Source organism: Bordetella genomosp. 8 (genome assembly GCF_002119685.1).
Classification (GTDB): domain Bacteria; phylum Pseudomonadota; class Gammaproteobacteria; order Burkholderiales; family Burkholderiaceae_B; genus Bordetella_C.
Window position 1 is genome coordinate 2,886,682 of the sequence record NZ_CP021108.1, and the last position, 21,504, is coordinate 2,908,185.

20 protein-coding genes are annotated in these 21,504 nt (G+C 66.6%); 6 read left to right on the plus strand and 14 right to left on the minus strand.

Annotated features, from left to right (window positions below; genetic code table 11):
• Positions 1 to 89: 89 nt before the first annotated feature.
• The 5 genes from CAL12_RS13165 to CAL12_RS13185 all read right to left on the minus strand — a co-directional run bounded on the left by CAL12_RS13165 (position 90) and on the right by CAL12_RS13185 (position 5,885).
• On the minus strand, positions 90 to 1,718 hold the full coding sequence (locus CAL12_RS13165) for a methyl-accepting chemotaxis protein (RefSeq protein WP_086064853.1): 1,629 nt from the start codon (positions 1,716 to 1,718) through the stop codon (positions 90 to 92).
• 74 nt (positions 1,719 to 1,792) lie between these two features.
• Entirely contained in the window at positions 1,793 to 2,977 is a 1,185-nt protein-coding gene (gene chrA / locus CAL12_RS13170; RefSeq protein WP_086064854.1) for a chromate efflux transporter, read from the minus strand.
• A gap of 59 nt (positions 2,978 to 3,036) precedes the next feature.
• Positions 3,037 to 3,366 (minus strand): hypothetical protein, encoded by a 330-nt coding sequence (locus CAL12_RS13175; RefSeq protein ID WP_086064855.1) that lies wholly within the window; start codon positions 3,364 to 3,366, stop codon positions 3,037 to 3,039.
• Between the two features lie 384 nt (positions 3,367 to 3,750).
• Entirely contained in the window at positions 3,751 to 4,695 is a 945-nt protein-coding gene (locus tag CAL12_RS13180) for an ABC transporter substrate-binding protein (protein ID WP_086064856.1), read from the minus strand.
• Between the two features lie 14 nt (positions 4,696 to 4,709).
• Positions 4,710 to 5,885, minus strand: coding sequence for an esterase (locus CAL12_RS13185; RefSeq protein ID WP_198298440.1), 1,176 nt, complete (start codon positions 5,883 to 5,885; stop codon positions 4,710 to 4,712).
• A gap of 182 nt (positions 5,886 to 6,067) precedes the next feature.
• On the opposite strand from CAL12_RS13185, the gene CAL12_RS13190 reads away from it, so the two are divergent.
• The gene (locus CAL12_RS13190) at positions 6,068 to 7,114 is read left to right on the plus strand and encodes a CorA family divalent cation transporter (protein WP_086064857.1); all 1,047 of its coding nucleotides are present in this window, start codon (positions 6,068 to 6,070) and stop codon (positions 7,112 to 7,114) included.
• A 2-nt stretch (positions 7,115 to 7,116) separates the two neighbouring features.
• Here the strand turns inward: CAL12_RS13190 and CAL12_RS13195 are convergent, their stop codons facing one another.
• The 5 genes from CAL12_RS13195 to CAL12_RS13215 form a co-directional block, all read right to left on the minus strand.
• Positions 7,117 to 8,748 carry an inorganic phosphate transporter gene (locus CAL12_RS13195; protein ID WP_086064858.1) on the minus strand — a complete coding sequence of 544 codons (1,632 nt, stop codon included), beginning with the start codon at positions 8,746 to 8,748 and terminating at the stop codon, positions 7,117 to 7,119.
• A gap of 21 nt (positions 8,749 to 8,769) precedes the next feature.
• The gene (gene ppk2 / locus CAL12_RS13200) at positions 8,770 to 9,687 is read right to left on the minus strand and encodes a polyphosphate kinase 2 (protein ID WP_086064859.1); all 918 of its coding nucleotides are present in this window, start codon (positions 9,685 to 9,687) and stop codon (positions 8,770 to 8,772) included.
• A gap of 54 nt (positions 9,688 to 9,741) precedes the next feature.
• A complete protein-coding gene (locus CAL12_RS13205; RefSeq protein ID WP_086064860.1) occupies positions 9,742 to 10,818 on the minus strand; it encodes a mandelate racemase/muconate lactonizing enzyme family protein in 1,077 nt (358 codons plus the stop codon).
• 7 nt (positions 10,819 to 10,825) lie between these two features.
• Positions 10,826 to 11,869, minus strand: a complete 1,044-nt coding sequence (locus tag CAL12_RS13210) for a Bug family tripartite tricarboxylate transporter substrate binding protein (RefSeq protein WP_157792974.1) — start codon at positions 11,867 to 11,869, stop codon at positions 10,826 to 10,828.
• Between the two features lie 97 nt (positions 11,870 to 11,966).
• Positions 11,967 to 12,857, minus strand: coding sequence for a TauD/TfdA dioxygenase family protein (locus CAL12_RS13215; protein ID WP_086064862.1), 891 nt, complete (start codon positions 12,855 to 12,857; stop codon positions 11,967 to 11,969).
• A gap of 92 nt (positions 12,858 to 12,949) precedes the next feature.
• Between CAL12_RS13215 and CAL12_RS13220 the strand changes: the two genes are divergently transcribed.
• From CAL12_RS13220 to CAL12_RS13225, 3 genes are all read left to right on the plus strand, one after another.
• A complete protein-coding gene (locus CAL12_RS13220) occupies positions 12,950 to 13,873 on the plus strand; it encodes a LysR family transcriptional regulator (RefSeq protein WP_086064863.1) in 924 nt (307 codons plus the stop codon).
• Between the two features lie 155 nt (positions 13,874 to 14,028).
• Complete coding sequence (locus CAL12_RS28285; RefSeq protein WP_198298441.1) at positions 14,029 to 15,048, plus strand: hypothetical protein; 1,020 nt, start codon at positions 14,029 to 14,031, stop codon at positions 15,046 to 15,048.
• Positions 15,048 to 16,487, plus strand: coding sequence for an MBOAT family O-acyltransferase (locus tag CAL12_RS13225; RefSeq protein WP_198298442.1), 1,440 nt, complete (start codon positions 15,048 to 15,050; stop codon positions 16,485 to 16,487). Before CAL12_RS28285 ends, CAL12_RS13225 begins: the two co-directional genes overlap by 1 nt.
• 32 nt (positions 16,488 to 16,519) lie before the next feature.
• Here CAL12_RS13225 and CAL12_RS13230 read toward each other — a convergent pair whose 3' ends face one another.
• The 3 genes from CAL12_RS13230 to CAL12_RS13240 all read right to left on the minus strand — a co-directional run bounded on the left by CAL12_RS13230 (position 16,520) and on the right by CAL12_RS13240 (position 18,451).
• Positions 16,520 to 17,356 (minus strand): anti-sigma factor family protein, encoded by an 837-nt coding sequence (locus tag CAL12_RS13230; protein ID WP_086064865.1) that lies wholly within the window; start codon positions 17,354 to 17,356, stop codon positions 16,520 to 16,522.
• Positions 17,353 to 17,910, minus strand: coding sequence for an RNA polymerase sigma factor (locus tag CAL12_RS13235; RefSeq protein WP_198298486.1), 558 nt, complete (start codon positions 17,908 to 17,910; stop codon positions 17,353 to 17,355). The genes CAL12_RS13230 and CAL12_RS13235 overlap by 4 nt, the downstream gene beginning before the upstream one ends.
• A 127-nt stretch (positions 17,911 to 18,037) precedes the next feature.
• Positions 18,038 to 18,451 (minus strand): DUF305 domain-containing protein, encoded by a 414-nt coding sequence (locus tag CAL12_RS13240; RefSeq protein ID WP_086064867.1) that lies wholly within the window; start codon positions 18,449 to 18,451, stop codon positions 18,038 to 18,040.
• A gap of 315 nt (positions 18,452 to 18,766) precedes the next feature.
• Between CAL12_RS13240 and CAL12_RS13245 the strand changes: the two genes are divergently transcribed.
• Together CAL12_RS13245 and CAL12_RS13250 are read left to right on the plus strand one after the other, a co-directional pair.
• Complete coding sequence (locus CAL12_RS13245) at positions 18,767 to 19,726, plus strand: motility protein A (protein ID WP_086064868.1); 960 nt, start codon at positions 18,767 to 18,769, stop codon at positions 19,724 to 19,726.
• Positions 19,723 to 20,601 carry an OmpA/MotB family protein gene (locus tag CAL12_RS13250; protein ID WP_086064869.1) on the plus strand — a complete coding sequence of 293 codons (879 nt, stop codon included), beginning with the start codon at positions 19,723 to 19,725 and terminating at the stop codon, positions 20,599 to 20,601. The genes CAL12_RS13245 and CAL12_RS13250 overlap by 4 nt, the downstream gene beginning before the upstream one ends.
• A 4-nt stretch (positions 20,602 to 20,605) precedes the next feature.
• Here the strand turns inward: CAL12_RS13250 and CAL12_RS13255 are convergent, their stop codons facing one another.
• On the minus strand, positions 20,606 to 21,301 hold the full coding sequence (locus CAL12_RS13255; RefSeq protein ID WP_086064870.1) for an MBL fold metallo-hydrolase: 696 nt from the start codon (positions 21,299 to 21,301) through the stop codon (positions 20,606 to 20,608).
• Positions 21,302 to 21,504: the final 203 nt, after the last annotated feature.

The following is a 21,504-nucleotide window of genomic DNA, read 5'->3' on the forward strand; positions in this document are numbered from 1 at the left end:
TTAAAGTAGTTTATTTAAAGTGAGTTGTTAAATTCGATATTAAATTCGAGTTTAATCAATCACTTATAAGATAAACTTAAGCTGGATTGTCAGGTCGGCTGGGACAGCAAACCCAGCCGTTCGGGGAAAGGCGGAGCGGCGGCCGGCATCGCCACGGCGATCGCCGTCGCTTCCTCCGGCAGCCGGAACACCGCCACGGCGCGCCGCAACGTTTCCGCCTGATCCAGCAGGGCCGCCGCCGCGGCGGCGGCCTCTTCGACCAGCGCCGCGTTCTGCTGTGTGACCTCGTCCATCTGTCCCACCGCCTGGGTAACCTGCCCGATACCCTGGCTCTGCTCGGCAGAAGCGCCGGCGATCTCGCCCACCATGGCGGCCACGCGCTGGATGGCTGCTTGCGCCTCGTCCATCGCATGGCCCACTTCGCCGGCTTGCGCCGCGCCGTCGCGGACACTGGATGCGGATGCCTCGATCAAGACCTTGATCTCCTTGGCGGCGGCCGCCGCGCGCTGGGCCAATGCCCGCACCTCGGTGGCCACCACCGCGAAGCCACGGCCTTGTTCGCCCGCGCGGGCGGCTTCCACCGCGGCGTTCAAGGCCAGGATATTGGTCTGGAAGGCGATGCCTTCTATCAGGGTCGTGATGTCCGCGATCTTTCCTGAGCGGGCGGTGATGTCGGCCATGGTCACGGCCATGCGCTGGACCGCCGCGTGCCCGGTATCGACGACCTGCGTGGCGGAGACGGTCAGGCCGTCGGCCTCGCGTGCGTTGTCGGCATTCTGGCGGACGGTTTCCGCCAACTGCGTCATGCTGGCCGCGGTCTGTTCCAGCGCGGCGGCCTGTTTTTCGGTGCGCGCCGACAGGTCGGCGTTGCCGGCGGAAATCTGACGGGTGGCGACGCTGACGGCCTCGCTGCCACGATCCACCGCCCGCAGCACCGCGCCCAGGCGGGCCATCAGTTCATTGAACGCCGATGCCGCCGCGCCGATTTCATCCATGCGCCGCACGGGCACGCGGCGGGTCAGGTCCAGCGCCTGGTTGACGTATTGCATCGTGCCGCGCATGTCCCGCAGGCCGCGCCGTATGCCGATGAAGGTGCGGGTGCCCATCAACAGGAGCGCCAGCGCCGCCAGCGTCATGACCCCGATGAATATGCGTACCGTGCGCTGGTAGGTGGCGAAATTGGCGGCATGCACGTCGGCGCTGGCGCGCTTGACGTAGTCCACGTGGTGGTCCAGGTCGTCGGTCTGCTTCGCCACGACGGTGAAGAAATTGCCGCCGGGGGCCAGTACCGCCAGCGCGCCCGGGACGTCGTGGGCGCGGGATCTCTCCACCACGGCGGTGCGCGCCTGGCGGAACGCGGCCAGGTTCTGCCGGTCGCGCTGGACCAGGCTGGCGTCCTGGGCGTCGTCGTTGACGTAGGTGGAGGCGTAGCGATCCAGCAGCGTGTCGTACTGGCGATCCTCGTCGTCCAGCACCTTGGCGACTTCCGCCTGCCGCTTGTCGTCCTGGAACAGGATGGTCTGCGCCAGGGTCAGGCGTTCGGCGGTGATCAGTCCACGCAGTGTCGTCAGCGTTTCCAGCGAGGGCAGGATGTCCATCTGGAAGGCGTCGGATCGTCGCTCGTCCAGCTGCAGGGCGTGGATCCCGTAGAGGCCGACGAACAACAGGGAAACGAAGGCCAGCAGGAGGGTGGCGGCGATGCGCTGCGAGATGTTCATGCTTCAACCGATGCTTAGTGTGCGGCGGGCGGGTTGTAGCATGGGAGAACTTACGAATTCATGTCTGGTGCGGCTCACCCGATGGCTGCCATAAACCAGCCGCCGGCCGCGGCGATGGCAACGATCAACAGCGGCGGCCAGCGCATGACCGTCAGCAGCGCGAAGCATAGCAAGGCCAGGCCGAAATCCGCTGGCGATCCGATGGCGCTGGTCCAGACCGGGTTGTAGAGCGCGGACAGCAATATCCCCACCACGCCGGCATTGATGCCCGCGACCGTGTTCTGTATGCCCGGCCGCGTGCGCAGCAAATGCCAGAAGGGCAATGCCGCCACCACCAGCAGCGCGGCGGGCAGGAAAATCGCCAGCAGCATGGTGAACCCGCCGGCCCAGCCCGACAACGGGCCGTTGGATACCGTACCGAGGAAGGCCGCGAACGTGAACAGCGGTCCCGGCACCGCCTGCGCCGCGCCATATCCGGCCAGGAAGTCGGCGTTCGACACCATGCCGCCACCGACCGCGGTGGACTGCAGCAGCGGAAGCACCACGTGGCCGCCACCGAACACCAGCGCGCCGGAACGATAGAAGCCGGCGAACTGCGCCAGCCCTGCCTGTCCCGTCAGCTCCGCCACCAAGGGCAGGCCGGCCAGCAGCAAGAAGAACAGCACGATGGCGACGGCCCCGGTGCGCGTGCCGATGTTCAAGGTCATGGCCGCGGGCAAGGGCCGTGGCGGGACGCGCAGGAGCACGGCGCCCACGAGGCCGCAGGCCACGATGGCGCCCACCTGGCTCCACGCGGTAGGCAGCAGCAGCGTCAGCAAGGTCGCGGCGATGGCCAGCATGGCGCGGGGCCGGTCTGGGCACAGCGAGCGCGCCATGCCCCATACCGCCTGGGCCACGATCGCCACGGCGACGATCTTCAAGCCATGGACCGCGCCTGAACCGGCGAGCCCGCCGTAACGGGACAGGCCCAGGCCGAACACGATCAGCAGCAGCGCCGAGGGCAGGGTGAACGCCACCCAGGCGGCCAGCATGCCAGCCCAGCCGGCCCGCATCAGGCCTATCGTCATGCCGACCTTGCTGCTGGCCGGCCCTGGCAGGAACTGGCTCAACGCGACGATGTCGGAATACGCGTGTTCGTCCAGCCATTTGCGGCGTTCGACGAATTCGCCGCGAAAGTACCCCAGATGGGCGACCGGACCGCCGAAGGACGTCAAACCCAGGCGGAGAAACAGCAGGAAAACTTCGATCCAGGCGGGCATCTTTGCAGGGATACGTTGGCGGTGCGTTTATATAGCACAGCCCCATGACCCTGCGGCGGCTAAGGCCGGGTGCCCGGCCCCGATCCTGCTGCGGCGGTGGCGGCACCCGCCGACGAGGCCCCCGCTTGCATCTCGATGTTCAGCCACCTGTCTCCGGGCTCGCCGCTGAGCGTTCGCGCCGTGCCGGGGAGCAGGTGATATTCGGTGCGCTGCGTGTTCTCCGACTCGACATACAGCACGATCTCCTGGTCCGTCGTATTGGCAAGGTATATCTGTTCGGACGTCACGGAGAAGCTCGGCAGGACCGCCGGGGCGGTCTGCGCGTTCGCCGCGCAAGGAATGGACAAGGCGAAGGCAAGCGCCACGGGGCGGTGCAAATGGCTGCGCATGATGTGGACCTCGATGTATCCGGCGATGAACGTGCGTGATGCGGCAGTGGCGCACGGCGCGCCACTGGCCGCGCTCTGTGGCGGCGTTGGCGCATAAGCCGCGATGGCACGCCAGGCCGGCGGCGATTACACAGCGAGCCCGGCCAAGGAACAATTGCGACTTCGCTCAGTGAGCGCGGGCGCCCGCGCGGGGCCACACTTTGGGGCACATCGATGCTGCATGGCATCAGCCAGGAATCGGGGCTGATGCCATTCCTTAATCACACTTAGGTAGCCGACCGGGTCGGCTCGAAACCTGCGTCGGGATCGTGGCCGTACGGAGGCGGGCGCACAAGGCGTGCACAGGCTGCCCGGATGGCACATGATGCACGAGTATCCCCGCCGTCATCGCCCGGCGTCGCGAGCCACGCTGGTGTCCATCATCCGCGCCAGTTCCTCCCGCGTGCGCGGCGCACGCCGCTGTACGCCCGCCGCCCAGGGCTCCATGTCGGTCAGCACCGTCATCAGCGACTCGGTATCCAGCCGGGCCGGAAAGCGGAATTGCGGCCATGCTTTTTCGATGACGGACACGGGCGCGTTGACGGCCTTGGACAAGGCCGGCCAATACTTGCGCGGATGGGCGCTCAATTCCCCGGACACCTCGGCGATCGTCTTCACCGAGCGCACCAGCGCATCGCGCCGCCGCGGATCATTCAACACCGCGGTGGTGGTGTTCAGATTGAACCGCTCGAAGTAGGCGTGTGGCGGCTTGCGCGGATCTGTCATCACGATAGCGTCCTTGCCGATCTGGTCGATGGCATTCTGCGGGTGAGGCTCCCACATCGCCATCGCGTCGGCCTGGCCCTGTACCAGGGCGGGCGGCATGGCCTCGGGTTCGAGCTTGACCGGCGTGACGTCGGCCAGCGTCAAGCCGGCCGATTGCAGCATGACAAGCAGGAAGTACTCGGAAGACGTCGCCGGCGTATAGGCGACACGCTTGCCGCGCAAATCGGCGATGCGGTGTATGCCGGCGCTGCGGCGGCCCACCATCCGGTAATGGCATTCGGCCAAGGTCAGGATGATGCGCAACTGCGGCTGCAACACCGCGCTGAGCGTGGCCTGGGTTTCGCTGCCGGTGGCGGCGTCGGCCTGGCCACCGACCAGCTGCGCCGACGCCGCGCGCCCGTTGGGCAGGCGCACCACGCGGATACCCGGGGGATTGCCGATCAGCAAGGGGCCGCTTTCGATCGTGGTCTGGTTGACCGCGACCGGCATCAGGCCATCGTCCGCGCGCGCCACCGACCACAGCGGGGCCGTTGCCAGCAAACCGAGCAATTGACGTCTTTGCATCGTTGTCTCCTCTTTCAACCGGCGGAAGCCGCGGCGCGCGGCCTCGGCTTTTCTTCGACATTGCGGTCGATCCAGTCCAGCAGCCAGTCGGCCACCTTCAGGCTGTTGCGGTCCTGCATCAACATGTGGGAATTGCCCTGGAAGCCGACCTGCGGCAATTCCACCAGCCGTGCGTTGCCGCCAGCCTTGGCGACGGCATCGATGAATTCGCGGCATTTCTGCAAGCGGGGCGCCCAGCGCGGGGCGATCTCGACGTTGTCGCCGTATACCACCAGGATAGGCAGCCGTGTGTAGGGTTTGAGATCGCCGGTCGCCGCGGGGCATACCGTCGGCTCTATCGCGACGATGCCGGCGATTCCCTCGGTGCTGAGCGCGGCCGTCTGGAAGGGGTATACGCCGCCTTGCGAATGGCTCATCAGGATCGTGCCGCGCAGTTGCCGGGCCAGGGTCGACAGATTGGGCACGGTGGGGTTGGGAGACGGCAGGGCCGCGAACCAGTCGGGCACCAGCTGCTTCCACAGTTCGGCCTGGGCTTCCAGTGGAAAGGCCAGGTTGGGGTAGGGCTTGGGATACTCGGGACCGAAGCGGAACACCGTCCAGGCTTCCTCATGCCCCGCCGCGAACAGGGCGGGCAGGGTGTCGGGCGCCGTCTTGCCCATCTTCACGCTATTGATGGCCGAGGGATCGAAGGCCGAGCGCCCGCGCGCGACCTGGTCGATGGTGTACGTCGCATAGCCTTTGCGGACGAAGTATTCCTGCCATCCCATGCGGCCGTCCGGCGTGGTTTCCCAGGTCTTGCCGGTCAGGCAACAGCCGTGGATCAGCGTGATGGAATAGCGCCTGGCGCGCGGCGGTATCTGGTAGCTGACGTACATCTGGTCGACGGTGATGGTGCCTTCGGCGCCGCGTCCGGGGGCCGTCGACAAGGTATCCGAACGCACTTCGCGGCCGCCGACGAAAAAGCTGCCCTGGGCCTGCAGGGTCAGCGGCTTGGCCGCATTGTGCGGCGGCACGGGCGGCACGGCGGCAGCGGGGGGCGTCGGCGATGCGGCGGGCGTGGGTGGGGCGGCCATGGCCCCGGCCATGGTCGCCATGGCCAGCGCCGCCATGGCGAGCCCGCCCAGGACGCCGCGCGCGGCGGTTTTCCATCGAATAGCGACCGTTTCCAGGAACGTGTCTACGAACGTCATTGTCATGTCTCCGTTGTTGTTTTCGTTGTACGCGGCACCAGCGATACCGCCGGCGCCGTCGCTACCCGGAAGGGTACAGTCGCCGGCTGACAACACACTTAGGGCGGACACGTTGTCATACTGGCGTCATGGGGCAACGGTATTGATGGCGCCTGTTCGACCGACTCCCGTTTCGCCGCCTCATGGATACTACCGTTCGCACGGATCCGCTTGCCAGCCAACAAAGCCATACACGCGGCCTGCTTACCCTGACGGCCGGACCTGGCGGCCTGATCTGCGCCTTTCGTTTCGGTGGCGGGCAGCCCGTGCGGCTGAACTGGGCCGACATCCAGGACGGCGCGCCCGCCGGGCCCGGCGAATTCACCTGGATACACCTGAAGATCGCCGACAGCCGCATCCATGACTGGCTGGAGCATGCGCAGGATATCCCGGAGGCGGCGCGTCACTTCCTGGCGGGCCGCGACAGCCGTCCGCGCCTGCACGTCACCGACAGCGGCGTCCACGGCCTGCTCGTGGACCTGAAGATGGACACCGAAGCCCAGGACGATGAAAAAGGCGTGCTGCATTTCTTCATGGACGGCACGCGGCTGATCACCGTGCGTACCCGCGCGCTGCGGTCCACCGACAAGCTGCGTCGCCTGGTCGAGGAGGGTGCCGACTACGATTGCACGCTGAACCTGCTCGCCGGCCTGCTGCAATGCCTGCACGAAGGCTTCCAGGAAAGGCTGGAAGCCTTGACCGACGAGGTCGACGATATCGAGGCGTCCGTGCTGTCGGACCGGCGCGAGGCCGACCGTAGCGCGCTCAGCGCCGTGCGACGGCAACTGGCGGAATTCCGCCGCTACATCAATCCCGAGCGGAACATACTGGGCCGCCTGTGCACCCTGCGCCACGAGTGGGCCGACAGCGATGCGCGCGACCACCTGGCCCAGGTCATCGACGGGCTGCACGGTCTGGCCGGCACCATCGACGCCCTGTACGAACGCGCCAAGCTGCTGCAGGAAGAGATCGCCTCGCAGATGGCCGAAGAGATGAACCGCAACCTGATGGTGCTGTCCATCCTGACCGCCTTGCTGATGCCCGGCACCCTGCTGTCCGGCATCTTCGGCATGAACATGGCCGACGTGCCGGGGCTGCAGACCCCGGGCGCGTTCTGGTGGGTGCTGGGCCTGATGGGCGCGCTGGGCGCCGGGATGCTGCTGCTCCTGAAAAAGCTGCGCCTGTTCTGATTTCAGAACAGGTGCCGCAGCGCCCAGTACAGCAGTCCCGACAGCAGCATCGCGGCCGGCAACGTCAGCACCCAGGCCAGCGCCAGGTTGCGTAGCGTCGCCAGCTGCAGCCCCGACCGGTTGGCGGCCATGGTGCCGGCCACGCCCGAGGACAGTACGTGCGTGGTGGACACCGGCAGGCCGTACATGTCCGCCGCGCCGATGGTCAGCATGGCCACGACCTCGGCGGACGCGCCCTGCGCATAGGTGAGATGGGTTTTGCCTATCTTTTCGCCCACCGTGACCACGATGCGCTTCCAGCCGACCATGGTGCCCAGGCCCAGGGCGATGGCCACGGCCACCTTGACCCAGAGGGGGATGAATTTGGTGGAAGCGTCCAGCTCCTGCTTGAAGGCGTCGACGTTGGCCTGAGTGTCGTGGTCGAAACCCGCGCCGCCCTTTTTCTTGATATGGCTGATGGTTTCCGAGGCCAGATACATGTCGTTGCGGACGTTGCCGACGGCATCGGCGGGCACCGCAGCCAGCGTGCCGTAGTGGCCGACCTGCGAGCCGATGGAGCCGGTCAGCGCGGCCAGCGCGGGCACCACGTCGGCATTCATTTCGTTGGTGCGGATGTACGTCGTCAGGGTCTTGCGCGGATCGGCCGGCGCGGCGCCGGGCGCCGCCTTCGCCAGCGATTGCTGGGTAGCCTGCGCCACCGCGGCGAAGCGGTTCATATCGTTGGCCGGCATCGCGCGGTTCAGGCCGTAGGTCAGCGGCACCGTGCCGACCAGGATAAGCATGATCAGGCCCATGCCTTTCTGTCCGTCGTTGGAGCCGTGCGCGAACGAAACGCCCGTGCAGGTCAGGATCAGCAGGCCGCGGATCCACCAGGGCGGCGGGCTGTCGACCTTGGGCTCCTGGTACAGCTCCTGGTTCTTGACGAAGGCCCGCAACACGATCAGCAGCAGCGCCGCGCAGACGAAACCCACCACGGGCGACAGCAGCAAGGTGTAGCCGACGCTGGTGGCTTGCGCCCAGTCCACGCCGGCCGTACCGTCGCGGCCGTTCATCAGCGCGTTGGCCACGCCCACGCCGATGATGGAGCCGATTAGCGTATGCGACGATGACGCCGGCAGGCCCAGCCACCAGGTGGCCAGGTTCCACAGGATGGCGGCGATCAGCAGGGCGAACACCATGGCGAAGCCCGCGCCCGACCCCACCTGCAGGATCAATTCCACCGGCAGCAGCGAAATAATGCCGAAGGCGACCGCGCCGCTGGACACCAGCACGCCGATGAAATTGAACATGCCCGACCACATCACCGCGAAGTTCGGCGGCAGCGAATGCGTGTAGATCACCGTCGCGACCGCGTTCGCCGTGTCATGGAAGCCGTTGACGAACTCGAAGCCCAGGGCGATCAGCAGCGCCACGCCCAGCAGCGCGAAAGGCAGCCAGGACGTGGTCGGCGCGTTCGAGGAATCGACGTCGTGGAACAGGCTGTAGCCGCTGTACAGGATGCCGATGACAAGCAGGCCGACGAACACGGCCACGGTGGCCGGGCCGGTCCGCTGGTCGAAGCGCGGACGGGCGACCTGGCGATGCGCGGCGCCGTGGGAAGACGGCAGCGCCGCGGTGTCGGATGCGGTATTCATGGATGTACCTCTTCAGGCAGGTCAATAGCGTTCGGGGACCATCATCTCGGCCGGAACCGGATGGCGCACATAGTCGGCGTGGCGTTCGCGCGGCGGCAGGACGATGCCGGGACGCTCGACCTCGTGGTACTGCATCTGCGTCAACAGGTGCGCGATGCAATTCAGGCGGGCGCGCTTCTTGTCGACCGCCTGCACCACCCACCAGGGGGCTTCCTCGATGTGCGTGCGTTCCAGCATGGTTTCCTTGGCGCGCGTGTAGGCTTCCCAACGGCGCCGCGATTCCAGGTCCATGGGGCTGAGCTTCCACTGTTTCAGCGGATCGTTGATGCGTCCCAGGAAGCGCAGGTGCTGCTCTTCGTCGGTGATCGAGAACCAGTACTTGATCAACTGGATGCCGGAGCGGACCAGCATCTTCTCGAACTCGGGCACGTCGCGGAAGAAGGCTTCGTATTGTTCGTCGTTGCAGAAGCCCATGACGTGCTCGACGCCCGCGCGGTTGTACCAGCTGCGATCGAACAGGACGACTTCGCCGGCGGCCGGCAGGTGCGACACGTAGCGCTGGAAATACCATTGCGTGCGCTCGCGGTCGTTGGGCGCGGGCAGGGCGGCCACGCGGCAGACGCGGGGATTCAGCCGCTGTGTGATGCGCTTGATCACGCCGCCCTTGCCGGCCGCGTCGCGGCCTTCGAAAAGAATGACCACCTTATGGCCGGTGGCGACGACCCAGTTCTGCAGCTTGACCAGTTCGCCCTGCAAGCGGAACAGCTCGCGGAAGTAGGTGCGCCGCCAGGCTTTTTCCTCGTCCGTGGGCATGTGGGCCGCTTCGCCCTGCAGTTCCTCGAGCGTGCGGTCTTCCAGCTCCAGCTCGAGTTCTTCGTCGTAATGGTCCGCCAGGTCACGGTGTATGCGCCGTACCAGTTCCTCGTCTATCCCGTTCACGTCCTGCTCCCTGTGTGCTGCAAGGGATGCTATGACGCTTGAATGACAACGAAGTTACCGGGGCGCGTGCCAGGCCTGCTCCTGCACCAGATGGCCGCGCAGCGCGGCACGGTCCACGATCGGATGGTATCCGGCCGGCAGCAGGATGCCGCCGTCCTGGAAGCGCAGGGGATTTTCCAGCAGCCGTTCGCGGGCTTTCAGGAAGCCGTTCATTTCGCCGGCGTTATCGATGGCGGCGACCGCGACGCAGGCCTCCATCCAGCAGGCAATTTCCAGCGACACCCCGTCGCCCAGCACCGGCACCATGCCCAGGGCGCGGATGCGGTCCAGCGCGGCGCGCAGATCGTCCAGGCGGCCGATCTTCTTCAGCTTGAGCTTGACGTAGCCCACATTGGGAATGGCGCCGGCCCGGTCGATATCGTCGACGCCGTAGATGGACTCGTCCAGCATGACCGGGACGGTCGAACGTTCGGCCACCGCCGCATTGCCGGCCCAGTCGTCCGATGCGCACGGCTGTTCGAACAGTTCTATGCCGGCCGGATCGATCCGGGCGGCGAAGCGGATGCCGTCCGCGCTGTCGTAGCCGCGATTGGCGTCCAGCCGCAGGGTCGCGCGACCCGCGGCGACGCGCTGGATGCGTTGCACCCGTTCCAGGTCCCTGCGCCAGTCGAAGCCGACCTTCACCTTCAAGGTGCGGAAGCCTTGCTCGACCAATTGCGCGATTTCGTCGCGCAAGGCATGTTCGTCGTCCTGCTGGCAGGGGGCGAGCAGGGGCACGTGCTCATCCTGGCGCACCCGCAGCAGGGCATGTCCGGCCAGCATGTCCAGCGCGCCATGCATGGCGCTGCACACCCCGGGCAGGCGCGCGGCATGACCGTCGACCACCGCGCGCGCCTGCTCCAGCGTCATGCCCGGTATGCGGCGTCCCATGTCCTGCAGGGCCTGCCAGGAGTCGGCGCGCGACTCGGTGGTGTACCCGACGGACACCATGCATTCGCCCCAGCCCACGCCGCCGCCCGCCTGGATCTCGACGATGTACGGGTCGAACACCACCTTGTCGCCCGTCGAAAGCTTGTAGGGGACGGTCAGGGGAAAAGCGACCTGCCGCACCGCGGCGTATTCCACTTTCATGCGGATGCTACTCCATCGTCTTGATGCCGGACGTGCGTACGATGCCGGCCCAGCGGTCGATCTCGCTCTTCAGGTAAGCGGCGGAAGACGCGGGGGTGGAGTCCGCCGTGACCTCGATGACCAGGCTTTTCAGCTTGTCGGCGGTGGCCGGGTCGGACAGTGCAGCGTTGATGGCCTTGTTCAACCTGTCCACGATGGGCATGGGCGTGTTGGCCGGCACGAACACCATGTTCCACGTCGATGCGTCGACGCCGTGAATGCCTGCTTCCGCGATGGTGGGAACGTCGGGCAGTTCCGGCGACCGGTGACTGGCCGCGATGCCGATGGCCTTCAGCGAACCATTGCGCACCAGCGACATCGCCGAGCTGGCCGTTTCGAAGGTGTAGAGATGGCGCTTGGCGATCATGTTCTGGTGCGCGGGACCGGAGCCGGTGTACGGCACCACAAAAGCGTCCACGCCCGCCTGGCGGTTGAAGAATTCCGTCACCAGGTGGGTGGCGCTGGCGTAGCCCGACGTCGCGTAGCTGTACTTGCCCGGCGCCGCCTTCAAGGTCGAGACCAGTTGCTGGATGGTGGCGGGGCCATCGGGCGCCACCAGCACGAGCGCGGGACAGGACCCCACCAGCGCGACCGGCTGCAAATCCTTGTTGGCGTCATATGCCAGCTTCCTGTACACGGATGGGGCAACCGCGATGGAAGCGGTGCTGAACAGGATGGTGTATCCGTCCGGCGTCTCACGCGCGGCTTGCGCCACGCCGATATTGCCCGCCGCACCGCCTCGGTTCAGGACGATCACCGACTGGCCGAGCTGGCGGCCGAGCTTGTCGGCCAGCACGCGGGCGAAGACGTCCGTCGGACCGCCCGGCGCGAAAGGCACGATCTTGTTGATCGTATGCTGCGGGTAGGCGTCGGCCCGGGCCGACGCGGCCGCGACGCTCAGGCCCAAGGCCAGGACGGCGTGCGCCAGAAGGCGTGTGGCCAGGCGCGCGATCAGGGGCGCTGGCGGGTGTGCGCACGGCCCGCCGCCGGGCAATGCCGCTTGCTTGTCCATGCTGCTGTCTCCTCTCGTTTCCCGCCGCGAGGGCGGGGATGTCATCGCGGGCGCCCTCTGCGGGGCGCGCCAGCCGGCGGCCTGGCCGCGCGGCGTATCACGCCGCCAGGCGTTCGCCGATCTGCGTGCGGTACATCAAGCGCCTGCTGGACGCGTCGAAGGCGTCGCGCTGGTGCATGGTGCAGCGGTTGTCCCACAGGATGGCGTCGCCGACCTGCCAGATCTGCGTCCATCGGGCTTCCGGCCGGGTGGAGCGCGCCCACAGTTCATCGAGCAGCGCTTCGCTTTCTTCCAGCGGCAGGCCCACCAGATAGGCGTTGCGGCGGCGCCCCAGGAACAGGCATTTGCGGCCCGTGACCGGGTGCACCTTGACCACGGGATGAATGGCGCCCACCGTGTCGCGGGGATCGGTTACGCGCGCATAGCCTTCGCGCAGCTCCCCGGTGCTGTTGATGCTGGCGTCGTGCACGCACTTCAGGTTTTCGACGCGCTGCTTCAGCGCGGGCGGCAGGTCCTCGTAGGCCTTGTACATGTTGACGAAGCTGGTGCCGCCGCCGGCCGGCGGGATTTCCAGGGAATACAGGCAACTGGCCTTGGGCGGCACGTCCTTGTAGGTCATGTCGGAATGCCACTCCGCCTCGCCCGCGCCCAGGCCGCCTATGGGCTTGCCGTCGACGATGATGTTGGAGATCACGTTGATTTCCAGCGGCAGGTCGTTGGTGCCGCCGCGTATCGAACCCTTGACCGGCCGCTTGTCCAGCGGCCCCAGGGCGCTGGAGAAGGCGATCAGATGGTCGGCGGCCAGGCCGGGATTGCCGCGAAAGCGCAACACCAGATGGTCGGCCCAGGCCTGCTCGATCACCGCGAGCGCTTCGGCGGTGGGCGCGCGGCGCATGTCGTAGCCGACGATGTCGGCGCCCAGCGCCGCGCCGGTGGGAACCACGGATATCTTGTTTCCTTGCGGTAAGGCGTTTGCTTGCGCGCTCATGGTATGCCTCCTTGCGTATGCATGGAGTCACTGTAGTAAAGTCGGTTTGATTCGTGAATTTTCATTTTTCTATATATCTATTCATTCAAATTATGAGTATCACGATCAAGCAGCTCGAGGCTTTCCTGGCGGTGACCAATACGCTGAGCTTCAGCAAGGCGGCCGCCATCGTGCATCTCTCGCAGCCGGCGCTGAGCGCGAACATACGGCGGCTTGAGGAAACGATAGGCGCCCGACTGTTCGATCGCGATACGCGTACCGTGGCATTGACCGAGGTGGGGGCCGAATTCGCCGCCATCGCGCGCGGCCTGCTGGACAACGTCGCGCACGGGCTGGCCCACATCCGCCGCCACGCCGCCGGCGAACGCGGCAGCCTGTCGCTGGCGATGGCGCCTTCGCTGGCCGCCAGCTTCCTGCCCGGCATCATCGGCGCCTATGCGGCCGCCTATCCCCAGGTCGACCTGCGGCTGTACGACGTGCTGTCGGACGAGGCCATCGAACTCGTGCGCACGCGCGCGGTGGACCTGGCGCTGACGCCGCGACGGGACGACGCCGGCGACCTGTTGCAGCGCGATGTGCTCATGGACGACCTGGTCGTGCTGTGCGCCGATCGCCATGCCCTGGCGGCGCGCCGCAGCATCACCTGGGAAGACCTGGTCGGCCATCCGCAGATCGCCAAGAAGGGCGGCAGCGGCGTGCGGCACATCATCGACAGGGAATACCTGAAGCGGGGCGAGTCTTTCGTGCCCGCCTACGAAGTCGAACACGTGGCCACCATGATCGGCCTGATCGTCGCCGGCCTGGGCTATGGCGTGTTTCCGCGGTCGACCACCGCGTCCTTCAACATGGACGGACTGATGCTGCTGCCATTCGCGGCGCGCATGCGGCCGCGCAGGCGCATATCGGCGACGACGCTGAAGTCCCGGTCCCCCAATGTCGCGGTGGAAACCTTCGTGCGCCTGTGCCGCGAGAAGGCCAGGCACGCGGCTCATGCGAATAGCGGATGGAAAGGATGAGGCGCGGCATGCCAGGATGCAGCCAAATCGCTGTACCTGACAAAATGTAAAGCGACCGGCTTGGGCAGCGCTCGATACGACTTGGCCTTTTTTCCGTGGCGGCCAGGGCTGGACGGCGGGCTTCCGGGTTCAGGTCGAAAGGAAGCGCGTTCATCATGCAAGACGAAAACGTGGAGTCCCTGAGCGCCATGAGCATGGCGCTGGAGGGACAGGCGGGCGCTGCGCGCGCCGCCACGCCGGCCAGGGCGCTGACGCGCTTCCTGCTGATGGCGGCGGCCGTGTGGGTGCTGCTGGACGCCTGCTACCAGGCACTGCCCTTGATCCGTCCCGGCGCCGACGTCGTGTTGGAAGCCAAGTTCGAGTCGCTGGTCAAGGCGCGCATGTTTTCTTCCGAAGACCGTGCGCGGATCCTGGTATTCGGCAACAGCAAGACCCTGGCCGGCTTCCGGCCGGAGCAGTTCGATGCCGCGTTCAAGCCGGGCGTGCACTCGTACAACCTGGGCTTGCCTGGCGACGGCCGCATCCTGCCGATACTGAATGCGGCGATCGCGGCGGGCAATATCCCCACGCACGTGTTCCTGACCATACCCTGGGACAACAAGCCGCGGCCGACCCTGCTGGACAAGTTGCGCGACGACGAAACCATCCTGTACACGCTGATCCCGTTCCGCGACCTGCCTCGCGACCTGGTGGCCTTCGTCGCCACCAGCCATTTCGAATTCCGCCAGCGCTACGAGGAAGGGCGCCATGAGCGGGATCGCATGCTGTCGCAGCGCGGATGGTATTTCATCAAGGGGCAGAGCTTCTTCCCCAGCGGCGAGCTGCCGGACGACTATGCGATTCCGACCGATCATCCTGCCGAGTTCCTGCCGCGCGACATCCCTGGCGCTTCGTTCGTGCTGGACGAACTGGACCGCCTGTCGCGCCAACACGGCTTCAAGGTGATCCTGGTGCCCGGCAATATGCGCATGCATGCGCAGGCCGCGCCGCCGGCGGCCGATGCCGGCCGCGACCTGGCCGTCGCCGGTCACCCCGGCATGCGCATCGTCGGACCCGACTACTGGATCTACCCGCCCAAGGATTACTCGGATGCCGTGCACCTGAATCCCCTGGGCGCGACGGCATATACGAGCGATCTGGCGCGCCTGGTCGCCGACACCGGGCTGTTGAACTGATGCTATTCAACTCATTCGAATTCTTCGCCTTCTTCGCCGTTTTCCTGGCCGTTTTCTTCGCGGTCCCGGCGAAGCGTCAGCCGCTCGTGTTGCTGGTGGCCAGCTACCTGTTCTACATGGGTTGGCGTCCGTCGTTCGCCATCCTGCTGGCCTTCACCACGGTGGTGGACTACACCACCGCGCTGGCCATGGAAAGGTCGCGCACGCAGGCGGCACGGCGCCTGGCGATGATTGCCGCCCTGGGCATCAACCTGGGCATCCTGGGCACGGTCAAGTACCTGGACTTCGTGATCTCCAACATCGTCGGGATCACGGGATTCTTCGGCATCGAGATCCCGGCCTATGCCCTGGGCCTGATATTGCCGGTCGGGATATCGTTCTATACCTTCCAGTCGGTGGGCTACACGCTGGACGTCTACAACCGACGCATCCCGGCGGAGCGCAATTTCGTGACCTACGCGCAGTACGTTTCCTTCTTTCCCCAACTGGTGGCGGGACCCATCGAGCGGGGCGGCCACATGCTGCCGCAGTTCCGCCGTCGCCACGTGTTCCGCTACGACAACCTGGTCAGCGGCGGCTGGCTGATCGGCTATGGGCTGTTCAAGAAGATGTGCATCGCCGACGCGATATCGCCCTTCGTCGCCGGGATCTACGCCACCCCCGACGCATATTCCAGCGGCTATCACATGTTGGCGGCCGTCCTGTTCGCGGTGCAGATCTATTGCGACTTCTCCGGCTATTCGGACATCGCCCGCGGTGCGGCGCGCATCATGGACTACGAGCTGATGATCAACTTCAGGCAGCCGTATTTCTCGGCCAGCCTGACCGAGTTCTGGCGGCGCTGGCATATCTCCCTGTCGTCATGGTTCCGCGATTACCTCTATATGCCGCTGGGCGGCAACCGGAACGGCGAAGGCGCGGCGGTGCGCAATATCATCATCGTCTTCGTGGTGAGCGGCATATGGCACGGCGCCGCGTGGACGTTCGTGGCGTGGGGCGCGCTGCATGGCCTGGGCCTGGTCGTGGAGCGCTGGTTCCGCGATACCCCGTTGAAGCGGTGGCTGGCCGATGCGCTGCCGGGCCTTTCGTCGATGGCGGGACGTGTGTGGATGCTGCTGCTAGTGCTGGCGGGCTGGGTCTTCTTCCGCGCCGGCTCGCTGTCGGATGCCGTCAACGTCTTCCACCATCTGGGCGCGCCTGGGACGATGTCCTACGGCGTCTTCAATACACTGGGCCTGTCGGCGTTCCAGAGCGCCGTGCTGGCGCTGTCGCTCGCCTTGCTGTTCGTCGTCGACTACCAGCTGGTCCATCGCCCGGAGCGCCTGCGGCGGCTGGCGGCGATCGCACCCCTGAACACCGTGGCGGGCGTCGGCCTGGCCTACTACGTGCTGCTGTTCGGCGTCTTCGGCAGGACCGAGTTCATCTATTTCCAGTTCTGAGGCGCGCCGCGCATTCGCTGCTTATTCGCCGCCTATCCCCGCCGGGGTGCGCCGTCCACCTGGCGCCGCACTTCGTCGGCCACCGGATGGATGTCCGGCAGGGAGGCGGGCGCCATCAGGCTGTAGCCCAATCCCTGGTCGGACCACGCATAGCCTGACACGTCGCCCTGTTTGTGCGCCGACATCGGCGTGTCGCCTTCCACCGCCATGGGGCGAACCATCATGGCGATGCGCGTGCCGTGGGTGTCGTTGTACAGGAATAGCCCCGCGGGGCCGTGTTCGGTCGCGACGAGCCTGCCGCCCATGAAGCGGTAGCCGGCGGCGCCCAGGTCGGGCAGGGCGATGCGGCGATCCAGCCGTTGCGATATCCACGCCACCAGCTGGGCGCTGTCGGTGGCGGGCATTTCGACGGGCCGCGTGGGGTCCGCGGCATACACCTGGTAGCTGGCGGCGGCCTCACGGGCCAGGGCGGCGATGCCGCCCGCCGCGGCGACGGCCTGCGTGGCCGCCGGCGCGCCGATGCCCGTATCCGGGCCCGCCATGCCGCCGCGCAGGTTCCAGCCGCCCAGGCCGCCGACGCCCAGCGCCAGCACGATGGACGCGGCGATGCGCCAGGGGATGCGGCGGCGCTGCCGGTGCGCTTCCACCATGCGCGCCAGGTCAAGTTCCGGCGGGATGGGTTCCTCCATCACGGGCGCCAGCTCGTCCCGCAGGCGGCGGCGCAGTTCGGCGTGCCGGCGCATGCGGTCGGCGACCTCGGGGTGGCCGGCCAGGTAGGCCTCGACCTGGGCGCGGCGGGCGCCATGCAGCACGCCGTCCACATGGGCGTGCAGGTCTTCTTCGCGAATGGGCGATTCGTCCCGGTTCATTTCACTCTCCGCAGCAGCGGGCGCCGGCGGTCGCGCGCGTCGTCTTCATTGTCCAGGCCATTTCGCGCGCCGACGCCGTCGGCCACGCGCATGATGCGCAGCAGTTTCTCGCGCGCCCGCGCCAGCCGCGATGTGACCGTACCAGTCGGGATGTCCAGCACCCGGGCCGCTTCTTCATATGACATGTCTTCCACCGACACCAGCAGCAACACGCTGCGCTGTTCGTCCGGCAACTGTTCCAGCGCGCGCACGACGTCCTTGTAATGCAGGGCATCGTCCTGCGCGGGACGCACGGCCAGCATGGCTTCGTCCACGTCGTGCAGCGGCACATCGGCCGCGCGCGGACGGACCCGCCGCAGATGATCCATCGCCATGTTGTGCAGGATGGCGAACACCCATTTCCGGGTGTCGCCGTCCTCGCGCCGCTGGTGCCAGCGCGCGATGACGCGTTCCAGGCAGTCCTGCACCACGTCGTCGGCGAGCGCCGGATCGTGCAGCAGGGCCCTGGCGTAGCGGCGCAGCGAAGGTATGAGCGGCTCGACGAGCCGCATCATATCGTCCAACTTCGACTCCTCGTCGTGTCGAGCATTCGGGCACGGGAACGGCGTGACCCGGCCCTGGACCGTTTCATGACCGTTGACGATAGCCGATCCGGCGGGGCGTGCCGCCCGGCCAGGCACGTCATTGCCCGGGCGCCGCGGTGGTCCCCGCGCCGCGCGGCTGGGTCGGCGACGGCACGGAGGGCGGCAGCGGCTGGCCCAGCGCCAGGCGCATCGCGGCAATCTCCTGCTGCTGGTCGACGATGATTTCCTGGGCGATGCGCCGCAGCTGCTCGTTGCGGCCGTGGCGCAGTTCCGCCTGCGCCATCTCGATGGCTCCCTGGTGGTGCGGGATCATCATGGCGACGAAATCCTGGTCGACGTCGCCGCTGGGATTCGCTTCCATGCCGGCCATCATGCGGTCCATGGCGGCATTGTTTTCGGCCAGGAAGGCGGCTTCATCGCCGCCGGCGGCGCTGGCGGCGCCCCCCAGCGCCAGGCCAGCCGCCAGGGCCAGGGCGGCCATGCGGCGGTTGCGGGCTATGCGTAAGGTCATCGCGTCCTCGTATCGAAAGTATGGGTCGATACGGGGGTAGACGGATGGCGGGGCGGAATCCTTCCATAGCCGGCGTTTTTTTGTATCAGGGGCCCGCAGAGCCCGCCGGAATCGCCGCTGGCGTTATCGGGGACGCCACGGGAGTTATCGGGGACGCTACCCGTGTCGGCGGCGATCGGCCGGTTTCGGGGGGTTTTAGGTCGTTTTTGCGGCCGTTGAGTCCGGGGCGGGCTTACTAGAATTCCCCTGTCTCGCCCCTCGCGCGGGACCCTGGCCGGCCGGATGCCCGGGCCGGCTGCCTTCATGGGCCCCACAATGAATGCTTCAACCCTGATCGGTATCGCGGTCGCCGTCGTGACCCTGGCGGCCGCCATATTCACGTCGTCGCCCGACGCGATCGCCTTCGTCAACCTGCCCGGCCTGGGCATCGTGCTGGGCGGCACGGCCGCCGCGCTGTTCATCGGCTATCCGATGACGGAAGTGCGCCGGATCGCCCCGTTGCTGCGGCTGGTGTTCCGCAATGAAAAGCTGGACATGCAGCGGGACATCGATGAACTGGTCGCCCTGGCGCACAGCTGGGCCAGTTCGGACGTCCACAACGTCGAACGCGAACTGCAGAAGGTCACCAATCCCTTCCTGCGCACCGGCGTGCAACTGATCATCGACAACACGCCCGAAGAGCAGATCATCGAACTCCTGCAGTGGCGCATCGCCCGCATGCGCGCGCGCGAGCAGGCCGAAGCGCAGATGTTCCGCACCATGGCAAGCTTCGCGCCGGCCTTCGGCATGCTGGCTACCCTGATCGGCCTGGTCAACCTGATGACGGTGCTGGGCTCGCAAGGGATGGACGTCATCGGCAAGCAGATGGGCATCGCCCTGATCGCGACCTTCTACGGCATCCTGCTGGCCAACCTGATCTGCAAGCCCATCGCCATCAAGCTGGAGCGACGCACCGAACAGCGGCTGGTGCTGATGAACATGATCCTGCAGGGCATATCCATGATGTCCGAACGGCGCGGCCCGGCGGTGGTGCGCGAAACCCTCAATTCCTTCATGCAGAACCTGGAGGACGAGATCCGCGAACAGCCGCCCAGGAAGAAAACCCCGCCCAAGGCCACCGCAACCGCCGCCAGCGGCGCCGGTGCCGCAACCGCCGCGGGCAGCAGTCGCGGGGCGACGCGCCAGGCGCCGGCGCGCACCGCGCCGACCATGGGTGGTACTCCCATGGTGGATGCCGCTACGCTGCGCAGCCGTGCAGGCTCGCAACGGCCATGAGCTCGAATCCGTCCCGCGCGTCGTGGATAGACATCGCCATACGGCGCAAGGCTGAAGAAGAAGAACGCCAGCGTCGCGAGCGCACCAAGACCGTACGGCGCAACCGCTACGAGCGCTGGCACGTGCCGGAGACCCTGGATCGGGAACCCGACAACTGGCTGATGACCTATCTCGACCTGATCACGCTGCTGCTGGCGCTGTTCGTGGTGATGCTCGCCTTGACGCGCATCGGCCCAGGCCCGGGCGCCAAGCCGCCGCAGGTCGCCGCCGGCGTCAGCCTGGCCAAGCTGCCGCCCGGTCCCGTCGAGCCTTGGGCGGCGGACCTGCCGCGGATACCGGAAGCGTGGTCCCGGCTGCCTGACCCGCCGCCCGAACCGGTGGCCACCGCGCCGGCCGAGCCGCTGGAGCCGCCCGCCCCCCCGATCAAGATGCCGACCGCCGCGGAACTGGGCCTGGCCGACCTGGGTAAATCGGTGGACGTGCGGATCAACCGCCAGACGGTCAGCTTTCGCATCAGCAACGAACTGCTGTTCACCTCGGGACAGGCGACGTTGAGCAAGGAAGGCGGGCCGCTGATCAAGAAACTGGCCGATGTGATCAATCGCAGCAAGTACCCGGTGTCGGTGGAAGGCCATAGCGACAATGTGCCCATCCTGACGCGGCAGTTTGCGTCGAACTGGGACCTGTCGACCAGCCGCGCGACGTCGGTGCTGCGCGAACTGGTGCACGATGGCGTCGATGGGCAGCGCCTGCGCGCCGTGGGCTACGCCGATACCAAGCCGCTGGAAAGCAATGACACGCAGGCAGGCCGCGCCGCCAACCGGCGGGTGGAGCTGATCATGCGCATCATGCCGGACAAGAACGCGCCGGATTGAGCGCTCAGACGCGGCCGCAGGCCAGGTTGGCGGGCACCGCGATATCCATCAGCTGGGGACGGGGCAGGTTCAGCCCGTTCATGATGGCCACGTATTCCGCTTCGGTCTTGCCGGCCAGTCGCGGGTTGTGATGCTTTTCCTCGCCTATCGTCGACGCCGTGCAGCCGCGGTAGTCGTGGGCGGGGTAGACGATGGTGTCGTCGGGCAGCCGGAACAGCCTGTTGACGATGGAATCCCACGAACGTCGCGGGTCGCCGCCCTGGAAGTCGGTGCGCCCCGTGCCGCGTATCAGCAGGACGTCCCCGGTGAAGACCGCCATCGGCCGGGCGGGATTCAGCACGAAGCTGAAGGATTCCTCGGTATGGCCGGGCGTATAGATGCCTTGCAGCTCGATGTCGCCGACCCGAAGGATTTCACCATCCACCACGCGCCGCGCCACGCAGTCGGCCTTGGTGTATTCGCCCATCACCGTGGCACAGCCCGTCGCGTCGGATAGATCCGCGAGCGCCGTGATGTGGTCGGCATGCGTATGCGTGTCGATGGCATGCAGCAAACGCACGTCGAGCTGGCGCAGCAGGCTTGCGTAGTCCGGCAGGCGCTCCTTGACCGGATCGATGATCAGCGCCTCGCCACCCGTGCCGGTGGCGATCAGGTAGGTATAGGTGGACGAAGCGGCGTCGAAGAATTGGCGCAGGAGCATGGCGGGCCTCCGGAGAATGAATATTGGCTAATTTCTATTGGAAATAAGCAAATTTCTAAAAATTATAAGCCCGGCGCGAGGGGCATCGTCAATGCCCCCGATGCCCGGCGCTCTCATGCCCCCATGCCCCATGGCGCGATACTCCCATGCGGCAGGTCTTTTATCATCTGGTCCGGCACGCACCGCCGCGGTTCGACATGCGG